The sequence below is a fragment of the Bradyrhizobium sp. 186 genome (assembly GCF_023101685.1).
Lineage (GTDB): Bacteria > Pseudomonadota > Alphaproteobacteria > Rhizobiales > Xanthobacteraceae > Bradyrhizobium.
The window spans coordinates 6223259-6239163 of record NZ_CP082164.1 but is presented as its reverse complement, the minus strand read 5'-3'; the positions used below and the strand labels follow the sequence as shown (position 1 = coordinate 6239163).

Annotated in this window: 12 protein-coding genes; 4 read left to right on the top strand and 8 right to left on the bottom strand. The window is 65.5% G+C overall.

Annotation, left to right across the window (positions count from 1 at the left end):
- Positions 1–109 precede the first annotated feature (109 nt).
- Both IVB18_RS29975 and IVB18_RS29970 read left to right on the top strand, forming a co-directional pair.
- Positions 110–877, top strand: a complete 768-nt coding sequence (locus IVB18_RS29975; RefSeq protein ID WP_247983976.1) for a GntR family transcriptional regulator — start codon at positions 110–112, stop codon at positions 875–877.
- A 24-nt stretch (positions 878–901) separates the two neighbouring features.
- The gene (locus IVB18_RS29970) at positions 902–2266 is read left to right on the top strand and encodes an MFS transporter (RefSeq protein ID WP_247983975.1); all 1365 of its coding nucleotides are present in this window, start codon (positions 902–904) and stop codon (positions 2264–2266) included.
- A 4-nt stretch (positions 2267–2270) separates the two neighbouring features.
- Here the strand turns inward: IVB18_RS29970 and IVB18_RS29965 are convergent, their stop codons facing one another.
- From IVB18_RS29965 to IVB18_RS29930, 8 genes are all read right to left on the bottom strand, one after another.
- The gene (locus tag IVB18_RS29965) at positions 2271–3530 is read right to left on the bottom strand and encodes an arsenic transporter (RefSeq protein WP_247983974.1); all 1260 of its coding nucleotides are present in this window, start codon (positions 3528–3530) and stop codon (positions 2271–2273) included.
- A gap of 23 nt (positions 3531–3553) precedes the next feature.
- The gene (locus IVB18_RS29960) at positions 3554–4831 is read right to left on the bottom strand and encodes an MFS transporter (RefSeq protein WP_247983973.1); all 1278 of its coding nucleotides are present in this window, start codon (positions 4829–4831) and stop codon (positions 3554–3556) included.
- 50 nt (positions 4832–4881) lie between these two features.
- On the bottom strand, positions 4882–5487 hold the full coding sequence (locus tag IVB18_RS29955; RefSeq protein ID WP_247983972.1) for a hypothetical protein: 606 nt from the start codon (positions 5485–5487) through the stop codon (positions 4882–4884).
- 37 nt (positions 5488–5524) lie between these two features.
- Positions 5525–6247: a hypothetical protein gene (locus IVB18_RS29950; protein WP_247983971.1), complete on the bottom strand. Its 723-nt coding sequence runs from the start codon at positions 6245–6247 to the stop codon at positions 5525–5527.
- A 110-nt stretch (positions 6248–6357) separates the two neighbouring features.
- On the bottom strand, positions 6358–7719 hold the full coding sequence (locus tag IVB18_RS29945; RefSeq protein ID WP_247983970.1) for a sigma-54 dependent transcriptional regulator: 1362 nt from the start codon (positions 7717–7719) through the stop codon (positions 6358–6360).
- The gene (locus IVB18_RS29940; protein WP_247983969.1) at positions 7704–9158 is read right to left on the bottom strand and encodes a HAMP domain-containing sensor histidine kinase; all 1455 of its coding nucleotides are present in this window, start codon (positions 9156–9158) and stop codon (positions 7704–7706) included. Before IVB18_RS29940 ends, IVB18_RS29945 begins: the two co-directional genes overlap by 16 nt.
- Positions 9159–9190: 32 nt before the next feature.
- Complete coding sequence (locus tag IVB18_RS29935) at positions 9191–9631, bottom strand: EamA family transporter (protein ID WP_247983968.1); 441 nt, start codon at positions 9629–9631, stop codon at positions 9191–9193.
- A 191-nt stretch (positions 9632–9822) separates the two neighbouring features.
- Positions 9823–12300, bottom strand: a complete 2478-nt coding sequence (locus IVB18_RS29930) for a PAS domain S-box protein (RefSeq protein WP_247983967.1) — start codon at positions 12298–12300, stop codon at positions 9823–9825.
- Positions 12301–12521: 221 nt separating this feature from the next.
- On the opposite strand from IVB18_RS29930, the gene IVB18_RS29925 reads away from it, so the two are divergent.
- Together IVB18_RS29925 and IVB18_RS29920 are read left to right on the top strand one after the other, a co-directional pair.
- Positions 12522–13640: a putative zinc-binding peptidase gene (locus tag IVB18_RS29925; protein WP_247983966.1), complete on the top strand. Its 1119-nt coding sequence runs from the start codon at positions 12522–12524 to the stop codon at positions 13638–13640.
- 173 nt (positions 13641–13813) lie between these two features.
- Positions 13814–15829 carry an acetyl/propionyl/methylcrotonyl-CoA carboxylase subunit alpha gene (locus IVB18_RS29920; protein WP_247983965.1) on the top strand — a complete coding sequence of 672 codons (2016 nt, stop codon included), beginning with the start codon at positions 13814–13816 and terminating at the stop codon, positions 15827–15829.
- Positions 15830–15905: the final 76 nt, after the last annotated feature.

The following is a 15905-nucleotide window of genomic DNA, read 5'->3' as shown; positions in this document are numbered from 1 at the left end:
TTCGGCGGGCAGTCTTACGCCTGCTTGTAATATATCACAACATGTTTTAAGGATATCACAAACAACGTGCCGCCCTGCAGCGCGAGCGCAGGCCGACGGGGAGGAATTCATGGCACGGCGCAAGCGCGCGCTCGAGGTGGTGAGAACGGAATACGACGGCGAGGGCAAGCCCAGCCGGCGCAACCGCCTCAACTTCTTCGAGCTTGCCTATCAGAGGATCGAGGAGCTCCTCGTTCATTGCGAGCTCAAGCCCGGCCAGTTCATGACGATGCTTGAGCTGCAGCACATTACCGGATTCGGCCGCACGCCGGTGCATCATGCCGTCAACCGTCTCTCCGCCGATACGCTGATCATCATCCGCCCGCGTCACGGCCTGCAGATCGCGCCAATCGATCTGGCGCGCGAGCGCATGCTGCTCGGCTTGCGCCGCGACATGGAGCGTTTCGTGATCCGGCTCGCCGCCGATCGCGCCAGCCTCTCGCATCGCAATCAGGCGCTGCACATCGAGCGTCTCCTGCGCGAGCGCCGCGCCAGCCTGACCCTCGACGAATTCAACAGCATCGACCGCCGCATCGACGCGTTGGTGTTGGATGCGGCGGGCGAGCCTTTTCTGGTGCATACGCTGCGGCCGCTGCACACGCTCTACCGCCGCATCGGCTACATTCACCACCGCTTCATGCCAGGGCAGGCTGATTTGTCCGGCACGATCGACCATCATCTTTCCATTCTCAATGCAGTCGCCAATCGCCGCGTCGGGGACGCGGTGAAGGCGAGCGATGCACTGATCGACTACATGGGTGAGATGTTCACGGGCATGGAGACGGGAATCGACCCGCGCCTGCTTGATTGCAGCATCGAGCCGCTACTCGGCGCGTAAAGAGTTTTGAAGAGAGGACCAAGCATGTCAACGATGGCCGTGCCACAACCGACCGCGAGCGAAGCCGCGGTCCGCTACCTCATTACGAATTACAGTCCAAAAGGTAACAAGGTCGGCTGGCTGATGATGGCCTCGATCCTGGTCGAAGCCTGGGATCTCTATTCGATCGCCTTCGTGCTCATCTTCATCCGCGAGCAGTACAATCCCGATCCGCTGATGCTGGGCCTTGCCGCGGCCGGCACCCAGGGCGGTGCCCTGATCGGCGCGCTGCTCGGCGGCTGGCTCTCCGACAAGATCGGTCGCCGCGTCATGTTCCTGATCACGATGGTGATGTTCATCGTGCTCGCACTGGCGCAGGCTTTCGTGCCCAGCGTCGGCTGGCTCGTCGTGATCCGCTTCCTGCTCGGCATTCCGCTCGGCTCGGACATCTCGACCGGCTACACCTACATCATGGAATCCATGGCCAAGGGTGAGCGCGAGGTGATGGGCAACCGCTGGCAGTTCATGTTCGCGGTCGGCGAAGTCCTGACCATCGGCGTCATCGTGATCTTCCTCCTGTTCGATATCAACCACGAGACGCTGTGGCGCGTGACGCTCGGCCTCGGCGCGTTGCCGGCGCTGATCATCCTGATCATGCGCCATGACGTGCCGGAGACGGCGGTCTGGCTGGTGCAGAAGGGACGCTTCCGCGAGGCCAAGCAGGTCGCGCGCGAGATGTTCAACGACGATCTCGCCATGCTGCCGGACCAGGACGTGGTGGTGCCGAAGGTCAGCACGCGTGCCTTCATCGCGGATCTCAAGAAGGATCCGATCCGCTGGCGCGCGACGATCTACGGCTGGATCGCCTGCTTCGCTCAAGGCAGCGAGTTCTCGACCTTCGCGTTCTATTTGCCGGTGCTGTTCGTGATGGTCGGCGTGTCGAGCGTGCTCGGCAACAATCTGGTGACGATGGGACTGTTCTGCCTCGCCGCAGTGTCCGGCTGGGTCGGACCGTTGCTGACGCCGAAGATCGGCCATCGCGGCATCGCGATCGCTGGGTTCTCCATCGTGCTGGCGTCGCTCCTGGTCGCGGCCTTCGCGCTCTACAGCGACAACAAGATCCTGCTGCCGTTCGCGGCGGCGGCGATGCTGTGGGGCCATTATTGGGACGCGTCGAACTGCATGACGATCCCGACCATGGTCGCCAAGCCGAAATACCGCGGCACCGCCAGCGGCTTTGCCTACATGTTCGTTAAGCTGCCGTCGTTCCTGGCGATCTTCCTGTTCCCGTCGCTGTTCGCGGCGATCGGACAGGCCGGCGCCACGCTGTTCGTCGCGATCTTCCCGCTGATCGGATTGCTCGCCGCAATCTTCATCCTGCCGGAAGTCTACGGCTACGATAACGACTGAAGTCTCACCTGATCGCGGCAGCCAATGCCGCGATCAGGGCCGGTGGCGTCACCAGCATGCCAAGCTTGAGAAACGGCCAGGCGCCGACCTCGATTTTTTCGCGGCGGAGCGCGACCAGCCACAGGATGGTGGCGAGCGAACCGGTCACCGACAGGTTAGGGCCGAGATCGACGCCGATCAGGATGGCGCTGACGACAGGTGCGGGCAAATGATCGCTGGCGGCAATCGAGCCGGCAACGAGGCCGACCGGTAGATTGTTGGCAATGTTGGTGGCGATTGCGGTGGCGACGCCGACGCTCCATGCGGCATTCGGGACGGATTGCGCCACGGCCTCGTGCAGCAGTGCGCTGAGTTGCCCGATCACTCCGGTCTTGATCAGCGCTTCCACCATCACGAAGAGCCCGCCGACCAGCGGCAGCACGCTCCAGGAGACGCCGCGCAGCACGGGCAGCGGCGATTGCCGGCTCAGCAGCAGGACGATCGCAGCGGTCACCAGGCCGCAGATGAAAGTCGGCAGGCCGAGCGGCTTGTCGAGCGCAGAGGCCGTGACCAGCACGATGCCGATCGCAACGATGCCCGCAGCCGTCAGCTTGCCGCCGCGGCCGAGCTTTGGATGCGGCACCCTGCGCGCAATCGTTTCTTCCTTCAGGGCGCGGCGCTGGGTCAGACGCAACACGACATAGGTCAGCAGGATCGAGGCGGCCGAGGGCAGGGCGAACAGGCGCAGCCAATCGGTGAGCTGCGGCATCCGCGCGCCGAAGACGACGAGATTGGCGGGATTGGAGATCGGCAATACGAAGCTCGCCGCGTTCGCTATGAAGGCGCAGACGAACAGGTAAGGCAGCGGCTTGGCACCGGCCGCGCGCGTCGCGGCATAGACGGCGGGCGTCAGCACGATCGCGGTGGCGTCGTTGGAGAGCAGCACCGTCACGACGGTGCCGACGAGATAGATCAGCAGAAACAGCCGCTGCGGCGAGCCGCCTGCGTATTCCACCGCAAGCGCGGCGAGATAGTCGAACAGGCCTTCGAGCCGCGCCAGCTCGGCGATCAGCATCATACCGATCAGGAAGAGGTAGACGTCGACGCCCTTCTCGACGCCGGCAAGGGCATCGCGCCAGGGAAGGAAGCTGAGCAGCACCAGCGTGGCGGCGCCGGCGACGGCCCAGACCGCCTCGGGCAGACGAAACGGGCGGACGATAACGCCTGTGGTCGCGGTTACGATGATGCTCCAGGCCCAGATGGCGTCATGCGGTGCGGTCGGCACGTTCAGTCCTCGATGTGGTTTCTTTATTCCGCAGCGATAGCCGAAGCCGCCGGCGCTGTCTTCCCCTGCGCGCGCGGTGCGCCATCGGCGATTGTTCGCGTCTCGGGTAGGGCGAGTAGGCAGATAACGGCGCCGATCGCGGCCACCGCGCCGAGCGTGAGAAAGGCCGCGCTGTAGCCGGCGCCGACCACGACAAGGCCCGCCAGCATCGTTGACAGCGCCGCGCCGATGCTCTGGGCGGTGATGACCGCGCCTTGCGCGACGTTGAAGCGGCCGGTGTTGCGCATGAGGTCGGCGACAATCACGGGGGAAATGGCGCCGAAAATGCCGGCCCCAACGCCGTCAAGGAGCTGGACGCCGACGAGCCAGAACGGATTGTCGGAAAACGTATAGAGCGCGCCGCGGATGGGAAGGATCAGCAGCGCGGCGAGGAAAAAGCGCTTGTGGCCCCGGAGGTCGGCCCTGGCGCCGACCAGCATCGCGAACGGCACCATCACCACCTGCGCGGCGACGATGCAGGCGGACATCAGGCTGGTGCCCATGTTCTTGTCCTGGAGCGCGAGCTTTTGGCCAACCAGCGGCAGCATCGCCGCATTGGAGAGGTGGAACAGCAGGACGCAGATCGCGAAGACGAGGAGGGGACGGCAGGTCAGGAGCACGGCGAGACCCGACGGCCGATCCTGTTGGCTGCGAGTGTCGGCATCGTGCAGCCCGCGGGCGAGGTCGTGGTCGATGGCGTGTTCGGGGATCGCGAGAATGCTGACGAGGCTCGCGACCGCCATTGCACCGAGGAGATAGAAGACGACGGTCGGCCCGAACCAGTGGGCAAAGATACCAGCTACGCCCGCGGCGACCGCGTTGCCCGCATGATTGAAAGTTTCATTGCGGCCGATCCGCCGGGTGAAGGCAGCATGGCCGAAGATGCCGAGCGACACGGCGGCGATCGCCGGCGGAAAGATCACGGCGGCGGCCTGCGCGAGTCCTTGCGAGATCGCAACCGGCCCGAAGGAGGGAAACAACGGCAGCGACAGGGAGGCGAGCGTCACCACGATAGCCGCGAGCGCCATCACTGTCCGCTTCGCCCGCGTGGCATCGACGAGGGCGCCGGCCGGGGTCTGCGCCACGACGCCGGCGACCGTCGCGATCGACATCACGAGGCCGATGCGCGCCTCATCCCAATGCTGCTCGGTGAGGAGATACACGGCGAGATAGGGCCCAAGTCCGTCGCGGACGTCGGCGAGGAAGAAATTGGCCGCATCGAGCGCGCGGCTGGCGCGTCGTTGATCGCCATTGTCGGACATGAGAGTCCTCCGGAAAATGCGGTTGCTTCCTTCCTCGCGCTTATCTTGGCTCAGGCCGCGCGGGCATCGTCCTCATGCTTCGGCTTCTTGTCCTTCGGCTTCCGTACCGGCTTCAGCCTTGCGGGATCGGGGCCGACCTCCAGCGCATGGATCACCCGGCCGTGGCTGGTTTGAATGCCGTCGCCACGCGCGGCGAGTTTCGCACCGGGGGCAAGCAGGGCTGCGACCTGCTCGGCCTCTTTCGGGCCGATGCGCAGCACGGTGCCGTCGGAGAGCAGGGCGCCACGCAGTTCGCCCTTCGGTCCGAACAGCGACATCTGGACGGTGCCATCGGCGGTCATCGGCTCATGCTTCACCTTCGGATGCTTGCGGTCAGGGTCCGGACCTTCATCGATGATCTGCCACCCGCTCGCCGTAGTGACGGCGATCGCGGCGAGCAACTCTGCGCCGCGCGGACGCACGCCGCGCACGCGGACCTTGTCGCCGGGCGAGAGGTGACGGGTGAGCTCGCCATCCATGTGTGGCGGCGTGTGCACCAGAACGGCGGCCTGCCTGTCCTTCATGACAAAGCCATCCACCTCGCCGTGAGGATTGAGGATGAAGCGCTCAAAGAGGCCTGCGGCTTCCGGCAGGCTGTCGGGATCGATCCAATGCATGTTGATATCCTTATCTGTCCGTCTCGGTTCGAAAGCGTCAGCCACGCGGGGGCGGGGGCGGACCGAAGCCGGGAGGAGGAGGCGGCGGGCCGCGACGGTCAGGGCCATCCTTCGGTCCGGGCGGACGCGGGCTGCGCAGCTCGGTCATCTGCTCCGGTGAGGCGCCGATGGCCCGCACGTCGACGACCTTGCCGAGCGCAGTATCAAGGACGTCGCCGCGCGCCGAGACGGTCCGGCCCTGGCGCAGCCAGTCCTGCATACGCTCGGCCTCGGGCGGCGGAAGGTGGAGCGTCGTACCGTCGTCGAGCAGCACGCCATTCACCTCGCCGCGCTTGCCGTGCAACTGCGCCGTGATCTTGCCGCTGATGACCTGATCATCATTTCCGTCGCGCCGGTCCGGCGGGCCGTTGTCGACGACGCTCCTGCCGGTCGCGATGTTGGTGATCGACGCAGCGTCGACCAGCGGCAGGGCGCGGGCGCGCAAGCCTCGCACCGAGACCGCGTCTCCGGGGTGGATCGCAAACACGGTCTGGGCGGTGAGATGCGGCGGCAGCTTCACCTCGGTGCCGTCGGTGAGAATGACGCCGTCGACGTCGCCCCGTGGCGTCAGCGTGTATTGCTTGACGGTTCCGCGCGACTCCGGAAGCTGCGACGAATCCCACATCGGACCCATCGCCTGCGAATAGGCGGCCGCACAGCCGCCGATTGCCGTCGTGGCGAGCAGCACGCAGAACAGCGCGCGCATGCGTGTCATCTTCATGGAATAACTCCTTTCGATTTCGCGACATTGTCGCTTGCGGTCACTTGAGCAAGCGATGTGCCAGCCGTGTGATCGTTGATTTGAAAGGGATTATTCCGACGATGCCGATATCAATCGTCGTCTTTCCCGACACGCCCCGTCAGATTTTCTGACGTCTCGGCGAGGCCATAACGCTGCATCTTCGTGTAGAGGAGCTGGCGGTTGATGTTGAGACGTCGCGCCGCCTCGGTGCGATTGCCTCCGCAGGCATCCAGCGCGCGCTGAATCATCGTCGCCTCGAGCTGCGCGACGGCAGCCGGGAGGTCCGCATCAAGCTGCACAGTGTCGGCTTTCAGTTCGGTCGCGCTGGTATCGATGTCGTCAGGCCCAATGACGTCTGCGCGCGTCATGATGTAGGCACGCTCGATCACGTTGCGGAGCTCGCGGACATTGCCGGGCCAGGCATGGCGCCGCAACTTGTCAGTCGCGGCTGCGTTGAGCTGCTTGTCCCGTCCGCTGGAAGCCGCAGCGCGGGCGAGAAAATGCCCGGCGAGCGGAACGATGTCTGCCGCGCGCTCGCGCAGCGCGGGAATCGCAATCGGCACGACGTTAAGCCGGTAATAGAGGTCCTCGCGGAACTCGCGTGCCGCGACCAGTTGGGCGAGATCGCGATGGGTGGCGGCGACGACGCGAGCGTTGGTGCGCACCGGCTTGCCGCCGACCGGCGTGACGATCTGCTCTTGCAGGGCGCGCAGGATCTTGGCCTGCATCGCCAGCGGCATGTCGCCAATCTCGTCGAGGAACAGCGTGCCGTTGGCAGCGTCGCGGAAAGCGCCGGCGCGATCGCCGGTCGCGCCCGTGAAGGAGCCCTTGACGTGGCCGAACAGCTCGCTCTCGAGCAGTTCGTCGGGAATGGCCGCGCAATTGACCGCGACGAAGGGGCCGTCCTTGCGCCTGCCGTGGACGTGCAGCGCGCGGGCCACCAGCTCCTTGCCAGTGCCGGTCTCGCCGAGGATCAGCACGATGGCGTCGCTGTCGGCCGCAAGCCCGATCGCCTTCTGCACGCGGCGCATGCCCTCGCTCGACCCGATCAGGGTGTCCTCGGCGTCGTATTCTGGATGTCCGATCGCAGGCGTGCGGTCGGGCAGGCGAAGCAGCAGGGCTTTCAATTCCTCGCGTCCGACCGGCTTGCTGAGATGGTCGAACGCGCCGAGCCGCATCGCCTCGATCGTGTTCGCGGCGCTGGCGAAGGCCGTCAGCACCACGACCGGCGGTGCGTCACGCCCCGACCGGATCCGGCGAAGCACCTCGATTCCATCCATGCCTCCGGGCATGCGCAGGTCGAGGAGGACGGCATCGACGTCGCCGCCGAGCGAGGCGAGGGCCTCACGGCCGGAGGCGGCAAGGCGGGGCGTATGCCCGAGGTCGGTCAGCGCCTCGGCGAGGGCGTCGCGCAGCGCCGCATCGTCGTCGACGATCAGGACGGTTGCCATGGCACTTCGATCTCGAAAACAGTGCCGCTGGCGGCTTGGACCAGGCGGACGTCGCCGTGATGATGTCGTGCGATTTCGCGGACGATGGCCAGTCCAAGACCCGTGCCCTCGGCGCGTCCGGTGACGAAGGGTTCGAACAGACGTTCACGCACTTCATCAGCAACGCCGGGACCGTTGTCGGCCACCCGCAACAGCAACATGCCGTCCCTCCTGCAGGCCTCGACGCTGATCGCGCCGCCGGCCGGCGTGTTCTGAATGGCGTTGATGATCAAATTGTCCAAGGCCCGTTGCATCTGGGATGGATCGAGCTGCGGTAACGGCTGAGACGCTGGTCCGGTTCCCACGGTCATGACGAGGCCTTTGGCGGTGGCGAGGTCGCGGTGCGTCTCGACGGTGTGTGCGAGGAATGCCGCGAGATCGACCTCCGCGAGTTTGGGCTCGCGAGCCTGGGTCATCTCCAGGAGATCGCGCAACAACAGGTCGAGCCGGTCGACTTGTTGGAGGATCGCCTTCAGGGCGGCGTCGCTGCGCGAGCCATCGGCGACGGCTAGCGCGTTTTCGGCCTTCAACCGCATCGCGGCGATGGGATTGCGGATTTCGTGGGCAAGGCCCGCCGACATCCGGCCGAGCGCCGCGAGCCGTTCGGCCGCGGTGGCCCGACGGCGCTCCAGCGACAGGCGCTCGCCGGTGCTGTTGAGCGCGCCGACCAGCCGGTCGAGCTCGGGGGCTCCGGTGGGCGCAAGCTTCGGCAGATCGACGGTGCTCTCGTGCGTGTCATCCAGGGCTGTCTCGATCAAGGTGATATGGCGCGACCAGACGTAGAGCACGCGTGCGAGCCAGGCTGCCGAGCCAAAGATGGTCAGTGCGAGCACGATCAGACCGGCCAGCAACTGGTTGTAGGCCGGGCCTTCCGACGTGAAAGCGCGTGTCATGGTCCAGCCGGTGACGCCCGGCAGCGGGCCGCGCAGCGGGCAGGCGTGCACGAGCAGCACCTGGGAGCGGCCGGGCTGCCGGGTCGATGCCGGACGCCCGGACTGCAGCGCTTCGGCGTTGACGTCGCGGATGGTGTTGAACTCAGCGGCGGGAAGGTCGGTCTTCGGTCCGGTGCCCTCATAGGTCGGGAATGCATAGGCGAGCGAGCCGTCGTCTGCCTGCCAGACGCCACCCTCGACACCGGTCGCGCCAGCAAGTGCGGACTGTGTGACGGCGATCAGTTGCTGCTTGAGCTGATCATCGACCGGCCCGCCGCGCCAGCCAGCGACGAAGAACTGGTAGCGATCGGCAAGGTCGCGGCAGGCGCGGGCGACCAGTTCCTCGGATCGGGCCAGCCGCGCATTGGCGGTCAGCCGAAACGACTCGAACAGGAGATAGCCGGTAGCAACGCCGGAGACGACCAGCATGATCCAGAGGGCCAGCAATCGGGAGCGAAGCGAGCGCATGTCTGGAAACGCCTACCTCCGGGATCAGTGCGTCAAAACTTCACCGCCAGCAGCACCGCGCCGGCGCCAATCATGGCGATGCCGACCCAGCCCTGTGCAGTCGGGCGCTCGCCGAGAAAGGCGAAGGCGAACACCGCGACCAGGACGACGCTGAGCTTGTCGATCGGCGCGACCAGCGTGGCCGGGCCGAGCTTCAGCGCGCGGAAATAGCACAGCCAGGAGGCGCCGGTCGCAAGCCCCGACAGGATCAGGAACAGCCAGGTCTTCGACGAGACTGCCGACGGCACGGCGAACTGGCCGGTGAAGAACAGCAGCACCGAGAAGGCGAGCAACACCACGATGGTGCGGATGAAGGTCGCCAGATCCGGATTGATGTTCTCGACGCCGACCTTGGCGAAAATCGCGGTCAGCGCGGCAAAGCAGGCGGACAACAGCGCCCAGGTCTGCCAGGCGGAGAAGAGGGCGGGTTTCATGGGGCGGTTATCTGAGGTGTTGCCATTGAATCGTCATTGTCAGGGTGGCCGCGACCAAACGCTCCGCCGTCGTCCCGGCGAAGGCCGGGACCCATATCGCGGAGTCTATCTTGAGGCACGCACGTCGTTGTTCTTCGCCAAACACAATCCCGTGGGTACCGGCCTTCGCCGGGACGACAACGTGGATGCATTCATCGCACCACCGACAGCTTCTCCGTGATCGCCTTGCGCAGGATGCGCGACAGCGACTCCACCGAATAGGGCTTCTGGATCAGCTCGAAGCCGCGATGCGCGTTCTCGGCGAGCACGTTGCTGTAGCCACTGGTGAGCACGACGGGGAGGCCCGGATACCGCTCACGGATGACGCCGGCGAGCTCGACGCCGTTCATGCCGGGCATGATGACGTCGGAGAAGACGAGATCGACGGCGAATTCGTTCTCGCCGAGAATCGCCAGCGCCGCATTGGCATTGGCGACGCGGCGGACGACATAGCCGAGGTCTTCCAGCAGCTCAGTCGAGAATTGGCCGACATCGTCATTGTCCTCGACCACGAGCACCCGATAGCCGCGCCCGGTCGTTGCCGCCTCGTGGGTCAGTGCGGCGGCTTCCTTCTCCCCGGCAGGGCTTTGCGCCTGCGGCAGATAGATGGTGAAGCTCGCACCGTGGCCGGGCGTGCTCGTCACTGCGATGTCGCCTTCGGATTGCTTTGCGAAGCCGAAGGCCTGGCTCAGGCCGAGGCCGGTGCCTTTGCCGACCTCTTTGGTGGTGAAGAACGGCTCGAAGATGGCGTCGATATTCTCCGGCGAGATGCCGCTGCCGGTATCAGTGACCGAGATCCCGACATAGTCGCCTCCGCGCGCCGATTGCGCGCGCAGGCTCGGAATGCCCCGAACTTTCCGCACCGCGATGGTCAGTCGTCCTTCATCGTCCATCGCGTCGCGGGCATTGATGGCGAGGTTGATCAGTGCGGTCTCGAATTGCGCAATGTCGGCGACAGTGAAGCAGTCGGCATCGTGGACCTCCACCGCGATCTCGATGCGGCCGCCGACCAGCGGCCGGACCAGTTGCGCCACGCCCTCGACCTGGCTGCCGACGTTGAAGATCTGCGGCTTCAGCGGCTGCCGGCGTGCAAAGGCGAGCAGCTGCGCGGTGAGCTTGGAGGCGCGTTCGACGGTGTCGGAAATGGCGTCGACATAGCGGCGGTGGCGCTCCTCCGGCAGCTCGCGCCGGCGCAGGAAGTCGGTGGCCGAGCGGATGATGGTGAGCAAATTGTTGAAGTCATGCGCGACCCCGCCGGTGAGCTGGCCGATCGCCTCCATCTTCTGCGACTGCCGCAGTGCTTCCTCGCCCCGGCGGCGCTCGGTGATGTCGACCAGTTCGGGCACCGCGCCCGTGATGTTGCCGTGGCGGTCGAGCACGGGACGCATGCCGAACTCGAAATCGCGTTCTCCGACGGGAAGTCGCAGCCGCATCTCCATCCGCACCGCTTCGCCGCCGAGCACGGTGTCGAAGGCGGCGCGGACGATCGCGCCAAGGCCCTCGGTCGCGGTGAACCAGGGCGTCTCCCAGAACGGTCTGCCGATGACGTCAATTGCCTCCGCGTGGATGCCGGCGAGCGCGGTCCGGTTCGCGTAAAGCAGCTCGCCCCTGAGATTGACCAGTCCCTGATACTGGTTGCTGGTCTCCAGGATCGCGCGCAGCCGCGCCTCGTTGGATTCGAGCTCGGCGGTGCGCTCGGTGATCCGCTCCTCCAGCGTCTCGTTGAGTCGTCTCAACTCGATCTCGGCCTGCTTGGCGGCGGTGATGTCGTGGGCGACGCCGATGAAGCCGATGTGCTTGCCGGTCGGGTCCCAGCGCGGCTGCGATTCCGAGCGCAGCCAGCGCCATTCGCCGCTGGCGTTCTTGTAGCGCGCTTCCAGCACGAACGGCTTCAGCGACGCTTCGCCCTGGACGGATTGTTGCAGCACATGCGGCAGGTCGTCCGGATGCAGCACCTTGCGCCAGTCAAAATCGATCGCCTCCGCGTAGGGCAGGCCGACGAAGTCGACATAGGCCTGGTTGGCGAAGGAGCGCTTGCGGTCGAGCTTGGTCACCCAGATCGGCACCGGTGCGCTGTCGGCGATCAGCCGAAAGCGCTCTTCGCTCTCGCGCAACGTCTCGCGGACCAGCATCTGGTCGGTGATATCGATGTGGGCGCCGACCAGACGGATGGCGCGGCCATCCCTGTCGCGCTCGATCTTGGCGACGACGCGGATCCAGCGGGTCTCGCCGTCGCTGGGACGGATGATGCGGTATTCGGCGGTGTAGTCTTCGCTGGTCCCGGCGAGAGCCTCGAAGAAATGCTTGATGGTCGCGTCCCGGTCCTCGGGATGGATGCGATTGACCCAGTCCTCGTGCGACTCGTCGGCGGCTTCCGCCGGCAGGCCGTGGAGCAGCAGATATTCCGGCGAGCGACGGTTCTTGAAGCCTTCGCGGAAATCCACCTCGAGGCCGCCGACCTTGCCGATGCGCTGGATGCGTGCCAGCTCGGCCTCGCGCTCCTGGAGCGCGCGATAGGCGTTGTCGCGCTCGCGCGCGATTTCCTCCAGGTGCTGGCGCAGCCTTTCGGCGGCGATGGTCTCGGGCAAAGGATCGTTCAAGGCGTCGGCCGTTGTCATGCGGGTGCGCACGTGCCGGACCGATCTTCACACAGACGGAGCCTGATGGCCATTGCTCAAAGGGGAGAGAGTGTCGGGAAGGGACCCGCGGCCTGCCTGAACGCGGGAAAAGTCCGCTGTGCCAACGTCCGGTCTGGCAATTTGTTCCGGAGACTGGAACGATCGGGCGGCGGACGCGTCTTCGCGGGGCGCCAAACCCGTCCATAAGACTCCCTTTCCGAAGAGGCTAAATCTTGAAGCTCTTTGTCTGCCAGGCCTGCGGAAACATCCTCTATTTCGAGAATCGCGCCTGCGAACGCTGCGGCCATCGGGTCGCCTTCCTCCCGGAAAAGGAAACGATGTCGGCGCTCGAGCCTGACGGCGAAGCCTGGGCCACGCTCGCCGACAAGGGCAAGGGACGGATGCTGTGCCGGAACGCCGAGTACGACGCCTGCAATTGGCTGACGGATGTGGGCGATAGCACCGGCTATTGCCGCGCCTGCCGCCACAACGGCATCGTGCCGGACCTGTCCGATCCCGCTCAACTCGCCGGCTGGCGTGAGCTGGAGGTGGCCAAGCACCGGCTTTTTTATTCCCTGATCCGCTGGAAGCTGCCACTCCAGACCCGGCAGGAGAATTCCGATTATGGCCTGATCTTCAATTTCCTCGCCGACGATCCGAACAGCGCGCAGAAGGTTATGACCGGCCATGACAACGGTCTGATCACGATCGCGCTCACCGAGACCGACGACATCGAGCGTGAGCGGCGAAGGCTCGAGATGGGCGAGCCCTACCGCACGCTGCTCGGGCATTTCCGCCACGAGGTCGGGCACTATTTCTGGGAGGTGCTGGTGCGGGAGGGGGGCAAGCTGGAAGAATGTCGCGTGGTGTTCGGCGATGATTCGGTGGATTACGGCCAGGCCTTGCAGCGCCACTATGCCGAAGGCGCGCCGCCGGACTGGCAACAGAACTACGTCTCGGCTTACGCCACGACGCACCCGTGGGAAGACTTCGCCGAAACCTGGGCGCACTACCTCCACATCGTCGATACCCTCGAGATGGCCTCCGAGTTCGGCATGGAAGTGCGGCCGCGGGTCGATCGCGACGGGGAGTTGTCGACCCGGCTCCGGTTCAACCCCTACGAGGCGAGGGACGTCCAGACGCTCGTCGACGCATGGCTGCCCTTCACCTTCGCCATGAACAGCGTCAACCGCGCGATGGGGATGCGCGACCTCTATCCCTTCATCCTGTCGCCCGCGGTGGTTGCGAAACTGGGCTTCGTTCATGGCCTGGTCCGGGACGTGGCCAAGTCCGAGTCCAAGTCCAAGTCCGAGTCCGAATCCAAGACCGAGTCGAAGGCCAAGGGGCAGTAGAAGGTTCGCGGGTCTCGCAGGGGCGGGTCTGGGCCGGTCTGGTACCGCCAGGAGCGCGGATTTTGACCGTTGCCTCCCGCCCATTTTGATGTACCACGGGAGCCACACGGCCCGTCCCATAGGCCCAAACGGCCAGGGAAGGGTCCCGCCCAAGGTCGAGACTCAAGAAAAGCATGTTCAAACGCATTCTGATCGCCAATCGCGGCGAAATCGCCTGCCGGGTCATCAAGACCGCTCGCCGCATGGGAATTCAGACGGTCGCGGTCTATTCCGAGGCCGACCGCGACGCCCTTCATGTCGAGATGGCCGATGAGGCCGTGCTGATCGGTCCGCCGGCGGCGGCCGAGAGCTATCTGGTGATCGAGAAGATCGTGGACGCCTGCCGCAAGACGGGCGCTGAGGCCGTGCATCCCGGTTACGGCTTCCTGTCCGAGCGCGAGGCGTTTCCGCGCGCGCTGGAGGCGGCCGGCATCGTCTTCATCGGCCCTAACCCGGGCGCGATCGCGGCGATGGGCGACAAGATCGAATCCAAGAAGGCCGCGGCGAAAGCAAAAGTCTCGACCGTGCCCGGCTATCTCGGCGTCATCGAGGACGACAAGCACGCGGTGCGGATCTCCGACGAGATCGGCTATCCCGTGATGATCAAGGCCTCCGCCGGCGGTGGTGGCAAGGGCATGCGCATCGCCCATTCCCGGAGCGAGGTCGCCGAAGGCTTCAATCTCGCCAAGGCCGAGGCCAAGGCTTCGTTCGGCGACGACCGCGTCTTCGTCGAAAAGTTCATCGTCGATCCCCGCCACATCGAAATCCAGGTGCTGGGCGACAAGCACGGCAACGTGATTTATCTCGGCGAGCGTGAATGTTCGATCCAGCGCCGCAACCAGAAGGTCATCGAGGAGGCGCCGTCGCCGCTGCTCGACGAAGCCACCCGCCGCACGATGGGCGAGCAGGCGGTCGCGTTGGCCAAGGCCGTGAGTTACGATTCCGCCGGCACCGTCGAGTTCGTCGCCGGCCAGGATAAGAGCTTCTTCTTTCTGGAGATGAACACGCGTCTCCAGGTCGAGCATCCTGTCACCGAACTCGTCACCGGCATCGACCTTGTCGAGCAGATGATCCGCGTTGCCGCAGGCGAGAAGCTCGCCATTGCGCAGAAGGACGTCACGCTCACCGGCTGGGCGGTGGAGTCGCGTCTCTATGCCGAAGATCCCTTCCGCAACTTCCTGCCCTCGATCGGACGTCTGGTAAAATACCGGCCGCCGGCGGAAGTGAGCAAGGACGGCATCACCCTGCGCAACGACACCGGCGTGCAGGAGGGCGGCGAGATCTCGATCTATTACGATCCGATGATCGCCAAGCTCGTCACGCATGCGCCGTCCCGCGCCGCGGCAATCGAGGCGCAGGCGACCGCGCTGGATTCCTTCTATGTCGAGGGCATCAGGCACAACATCCCGTTCCTGTCGGCCCTGATGCATCATCCGCGCTGGCGCGAGGGCCGGCTCTCGACCGGCTTCATCGCCGAGGAGTTTCCCAAGGGCTTTGCTGTGCGCGTGCCCGAAGGCGAGGTCGCGCGGCGGATCGCCGCGGTCGGCGCCGCTATCGATCACGTGCTCGGCGAACGCAAGCGGCAGATCTCGGGGCAGATGGGCGGCCGGATCGTGCAGCGCGAGCGGCGCCGCGCGGTGTGGCTCGATCGCCAGGATATCTTGCTCGAGGTCGCGCGCGAGGGCGAGGCGATCGTAGTGCGCTTCGTCGATGCCAGCGGCAAGGCCGGTAATGCGCATCTGTTGCAATCGCCGTGGAAGCCGGGCGATCCGGTCTGGCAAGGCACGATCGATGGCCAGTTCGTCGCCGTGCAGGTCCGTCCGATCGCCAACGGCATCCGCCTCGCGCACCAGGGCGTGGAGGTGCCGGTCTACGTCTGGACCGAAGCGGAAGCGGCCTCGGCGCGGCTGATGCCGGTGACCACGGCCGCCGACACCGGCAAGAAGCTGCTTTGCCCGATGCCCGGGCTCGTGGTCTCGATCGCAGTGACCGAAGGGCAGGAGGTCAAGGCCGGCGAGACGCTCGCCGTGGTCGAAGCCATGAAGATGCAGAACGTGCTCCGCGCCGAGCAGGACGGCACGGTGAAGAAGATCCATGCCAGCGCAGGCGCGACGCTTGCGGTGGATGCCTTGATTTTGGAGTTTGCGTAGGATGTGAGTGGGACGGGCGATCTGTCCGCAAGCACCGTCATTGCGAGAGCCCTTAGCGACGAAGCAATCCAGTCTG